The sequence below is a fragment of the Fulvivirga aurantia genome, from assembly GCF_009711475.1.
GTDB classification, from domain to species: Bacteria; Bacteroidota; Bacteroidia; order Cytophagales; family Cyclobacteriaceae; genus Fulvivirga; species Fulvivirga aurantia.
The window spans coordinates 1-5,207 of sequence record NZ_SMMD01000650.1; the positions used below are offsets into that span (position 1 = coordinate 1).

The 5,207-nt window shown below is 39.4% G+C and carries 4 protein-coding genes; 2 read left to right on the plus strand and 2 right to left on the minus strand.

The window, feature by feature from the left end; genetic code table 11:
- Positions 1-2: 2 nt before the first annotated feature.
- Positions 3-1,079 carry a DNA polymerase III subunit beta gene (gene dnaN, locus E1176_RS06500; RefSeq protein WP_343030509.1) on the plus strand — a complete coding sequence of 359 codons (1,077 nt, stop codon included), beginning with the start codon at positions 3-5 and terminating at the stop codon, positions 1,077-1,079.
- A gap of 7 nt (positions 1,080-1,086) precedes the next feature.
- Here dnaN and E1176_RS06505 read toward each other — a convergent pair whose 3' ends face one another.
- Both E1176_RS06505 and E1176_RS06510 read right to left on the minus strand, forming a co-directional pair.
- Positions 1,087-1,524 (minus strand): GNAT family N-acetyltransferase, encoded by a 438-nt coding sequence (locus E1176_RS06505; RefSeq protein ID WP_155209795.1) that lies wholly within the window; start codon positions 1,522-1,524, stop codon positions 1,087-1,089.
- A gap of 126 nt (positions 1,525-1,650) precedes the next feature.
- A complete protein-coding gene (locus E1176_RS06510) occupies positions 1,651-2,511 on the minus strand; it encodes a M28 family peptidase (RefSeq protein ID WP_155209796.1) in 861 nt (286 codons plus the stop codon).
- A gap of 135 nt (positions 2,512-2,646) precedes the next feature.
- On the opposite strand from E1176_RS06510, the gene E1176_RS06515 reads away from it, so the two are divergent.
- Entirely contained in the window at positions 2,647-5,094 is a 2,448-nt protein-coding gene (locus E1176_RS06515; RefSeq protein ID WP_155209797.1) for a zinc-dependent metalloprotease, read from the plus strand.
- Positions 5,095-5,207: the final 113 nt, after the last annotated feature.

Below are 5,207 nucleotides of genomic sequence, written 5' to 3' on the forward strand. Positions count from 1 at the left end.
GCATCAATGGTGTGATCACTACAAACCCTGTGGTACCTATTCTTGAAAACTTCCTTTTTGAGATCAACGAGGGTTCTTTGACTGTTACTGCATCTGATTTGCAGACATCAATGATTACTGAGTTGGAGGTTGAGTCAAAAGAAAGTGGTAGCATCGCAGTGCCCGCCAGAATTTTACTAGAGACATTAAAAAACCTACCGGAGCAACCTGTTACTTTCTCGATAGATGAGGAAACTTACAGTATAGAAATAAGCTCAGACAACGGACGATATAAATTGGCTGGTGAGAATGCTACTGACTTCCCTAAAGTGCCAACCGTTACAGATGACTTTTCAGTGACACTTTCTACAGATGTACTTAGCAGCGCAATTAATAACACCATCTTTGCTACCAGCAACGATGAATTGAGACCTGCGATGACTGGGGTATACATGAACCTGACTGATACGAACACTACTTTTGTAGCCACAGACGGTCACCGTTTAATAAGATACAGAAGGGTAGATGTTGCCTCTGATAATGGCAACGCAATCATTATCCCTAGAAAGGCACTCAACTTACTTAAAACTACATTACCTTCAGAAAATACTGACGTTTCTGTTGAATTCAACGTATCAAACGCGTTCTTTAAGTTTGGCAATATCAAGATGATTTGTCGATTAATCGATGAGCGTTTCCCTGATTACGAAAATGTTATCCCTGCTGATAACAACAATAAGATGGTAATCGATAGGAGTGAAATATTAAGCTCACTTAAGCGTATCGCCATTTATGCAAACAAAACAACGCACCAGGTAAGGCTTAAAATTACGGGTAGTGAGTTGCAGATTTCTGCAGAAGATCTTGATTTCTCAAACGAGGCAAACGAGCGTCTTTCTTGTGAGCACGATGGTGGAGATATCGAAATAGGCTTCAACGCGAAGTTCCTGATCGAGATGCTTAATAATCTCGACAGTGACAAAGTACAGCTTTTACTTTCTGAGCCAAATAAAGCAGGACTTATTACACCAGAGGATAAAGATGATAACGAAGACATCTTGATGCTTGTGATGCCTGTAATGCTTAACAATTACGTTTAAGGAAAAACTATATAGCAGGTCTTTGCATCGTATATAGATCGAGGCCTGTTCCCCAAAAATCTTTTTTGTGTTCGATCACATTAAACCCAAATTTTAAGTAAAATGATTGGGCATGTTGTGATGTGCGTACTTCCATGGTGGTAATGGAGTGATCATTGAGCATCTGATCAATACAGTAATTGATCAAAGTTTTGCCAAGACCTTGTGCATAGTAAATTGGGTCTATCATATTCCAGGATAGCCGTCCTACATGGCCCTGGCCATAATAACCCCCGCAACCGGCTATGGTACCCATAGACTTTATGATGAAATATGAACTGGGATATTCTGATAAGTATAAGCTAAAATCGCCTTCCTCGGCTGGTGCAAAATACTTTGGCGTATTTAACCTGAATATTTCAAGCAAACGCTCTCGGTGTTCCATTTTGTAAGGGAGAATTACCATGAGAAGGAACTTATAAAATTGTAGTTACTAGTGTTTTATACTACAATTTCCGAAAACTTTTGTTAAAATAAATTAAATCCTGAGTTTAATTATTTATCCGGGAATGCATTTGTGGGTCTGAGGAAGTTATTTTAGATCTTCTGTATTGTCAAGCTTATCAATAGCATCCACGATTAAATCCACTGCTTTTATATAGAATTTTTGATTGATGTTATCGAAGGTATCACTTGGCTTATGGTAGTCGTTGTGGTCTTCCACGCCAAAATACACAAATGGTATTTCTTTTCTATGGAAAACCCTGTGGTCAGAGGCATAAGTCCAATTGTCGGCACCTTTGTAAGAAGGCGCGTCATGACCAAATTTGAGCTCAATATCTGATTTAATATTTTCAAGGGGGCTCTTCAGCTGAGGGTAGAAATAGGTGCCACAGGCATATAGCTCACGGTTATCATTGTGAGCAATCATGTCAAGATTTACGTTTAACACAATATCATCTACTGACAATGGGAAGTTGTTGAGCAGGTATTCCGCACCTCCTGAACCAACCTCTTCCGCATCTACAGCTGCAATCACCATGGTATGTTTCGGCTGATTTTCTAAAAAATGGGAGGCTATTTGAAACAGGGCAACAGTGCCCGAAGCATTGTCATCAGCGCCATTATAAATCTTGCTATCTTTCTCTCCCAAATGGTCAAAGTGTGCTGTGATTACTATGATGTCCTTTAATTTACCTTCTATAATTCCAGCTATGTTATTGCCTGCCTTGTCCTTGTACTCAAAAGGTTGTTTATACTCACCATCAAAAGCTGGAGAAATACCAATGTCTTCAAATTGCTGTACAATATAAGCCTGTGCTTTATCATTTGCACCATAGCCTCTCCCCATCATACTATCTGCAGCTAATACTTCCAGTTGATGAAGTAGTAAGTTGTCTTGGGCGTAAGACTGAGTGGATAAAAACAATAATAGTAAGAATGTAAATCGCATCTAATCAAAGGTTTATTGTAATCAAAACTACTTGAATTATTCCAAACAAGGCCTACTCATATAGCATTTTAGCCATTCGTATAGTTAGCTGTGGTCATTGGCTCTTTTGTGGGGTATCTTCAAAAGAAAAAGTTTATGAAGAAAATATACATTTTACTGCTAGCGGGATTGCTTGTGGGGGCTAATGCAGATGTATTTGCTCAAAAGAAGAAAAAGAAAAAAGGTAAAGAGGCTACTGAAGAGGCTGCCAAGCCTAAATCGAAAGAGAAAGATTACAAAGATGTGATCACCGATGAAGCTGAAACTGACGAAGGTATTATTGACTTTCATAAAGTAGATGACAAATACTATTTTGAGATTCCTGAAGACCTGCTAGGTAAAGAAATCCTTATTGTTTCACGTATTTCTGGACATGTGAAAGGCTTGAATTTTGGAGGTGCAGGTATGAAATCTCGTCCTCAGCAAGTAATCAGGTTTCAGAAGAAGGATAAAAATTTATTAGTAAGATCAGTTTCCTACAACGCAGTTGCGGATGAAGAACTTCCTATTTATCAATCTGTGGTAAATAACAATTTTGAGCCTATCATTCATAGTTTTAAGATTGAAACTACCAATAAAGATAAAAACTCATACGTCATTGATGTAGAAGACTTTTTTAGTTCTGATGTGCCCATGATTGGCGCTCTAAGTGATGGACAACGCAAAAATTTTAAAATCTCAAATGTTGATAAGTCACGTTCAGTGATTAATTGGGTTAAATCCTTTCCGGAAAATATTGAAATCAGACATGTCTTAACTTACAAAGGATCAGACCTGCCGGACAACCAGCTTACCAATACGCTGTCAATAGAAATGAATCAGTCATTGATCTTATTACCGGAAGATCCGATGGTACCAAGGCTCCATGACGATCGTGTAGGATTCTTTTCTATCAACCAAATTGATTACGGTCTTGACGAACAAAAGGCGACTGCAAGAAGATTTATCACGCGTTGGAGACTTGAGCCAAGCGATTGGGATGCATTTAATGATGGAGAGGCTGTTGAGCCCGTAAAGCCAATTGTTTACTATATAGACCCAGCTACTCCAGAGAAATGGAGACCTTATATAAAGCAAGGTGTTGAAGACTGGCAAACAGCCTTTGAGAAAGCGGGACTAAAGAATGCCATTATCGCCAAAGATGCACCAACAAAAGAAGAAGACCCTGATTGGAGTCCTGAAGATGTGCGTTACTCAGTTATCAGATATATTTCTACGGATATTCAAAATGCTCAGGGTCCACACGTACACGACCCTCGTACTGGTGAGATTTTAGAAAGTGATATTCTATGGTATCACAATGTGATGAACTTACTGAGAAACTGGTATTTTGTACAAACAGCAGCTATCAACCCGGAAGCTCAAAAGATAAAGTTTAAAGATGAGTTGATGGGCGAGCTTATCAGATTTGTATCTGCTCATGAAGTAGGGCACACGTTAGGTTTTCCTCACAATATGGGTTCTAGCGTGGCTTATCCAGTTGATTCTTTAAGATCACCGACCTTTACAGCAACCCATGGTACAGCACCTTCCATTATGGATTACGCCAGGTTTAACTATATCGCCCAACCTGAAGATGGTGTAACTAACTTATTCCCTCAGCTGGGAGAATATGACGATTGGGCCATCTGGTATGGCTACCGACCGATCCCTAATGTAGAAACTGCGGAAGATGAAAAAGAAACCTTACACAATTGGGTAATGGCCAAGGGCGATAACCCACTGTATCGTTATGGTAGACAAAGCTGGAGAACAGCAGACCCTTCTGCACAAACCGAAGATTTAGGCGATGATGCCATGCGAGCTTCGGATTTAGGTATTAAAAACCTGAAACGCATTAATGAAAACCTGATGAACTGGGCTACTGAAGAAGGTGAGAATTATGACGAGCTGGAAGAGTTGTACGGTCAGGTAGTAGGACAGTATAACCGATATATGGGGCATGTCACCGCTAATGTAGGTGGTGTGTATGAGTATTTTAAAACTGCAGATCAGGAAGGCATGGTGTATACACATGCACCAAAAGACAAGCAGCAGCGCGCAGTTAGTTTTCTAAATCAACAACTGTTTGAAACACCGGAATGGTTGGTGAATAAAGAAGTGTTGGGGCGTGTAGAAGGTGATGGTATTGTTGATAGAATCAAGAATTTACAAACGAGAACTCTAGGAAAACTATTTGATGAAGCCAGATTGAAGCGTATGTTGGAAAATGAGGCGCTAAATGGAAGCCAGGCTTACAGTGCTAATACGCTGTTTACAGACTTAAGAAAAGGTATTTACAGTGAGTTGTCTTCTGGTAGAACCATTGATACGTATAGAAGAAATCTACAAAAAGCCATGGTTGAAGAGCTTGGCAAGTTATACCATCATGAGAACAGTGATATTCAGACTACTGATATACCTTCACTCGCTCGCGGACATCTTAGCTTGATTAAAAATCAGGCTAGAACTGGAGCAAACCGACAGTCTAATCAGGTAAGTAAATTTCATTTGAATTACCTGGTAAATAGAATTGATGAGATTTTTGAGGCTAACATGAATTAGCAGATCAGCATTAAAATAGATGTAGTAAAAGCCTGATATTCATCAGGCTTTTTTTATGCTTTCAATTTTAGTCAATAACGACAAAAAGATTCCTGCCTGCGCAGGAATGACGT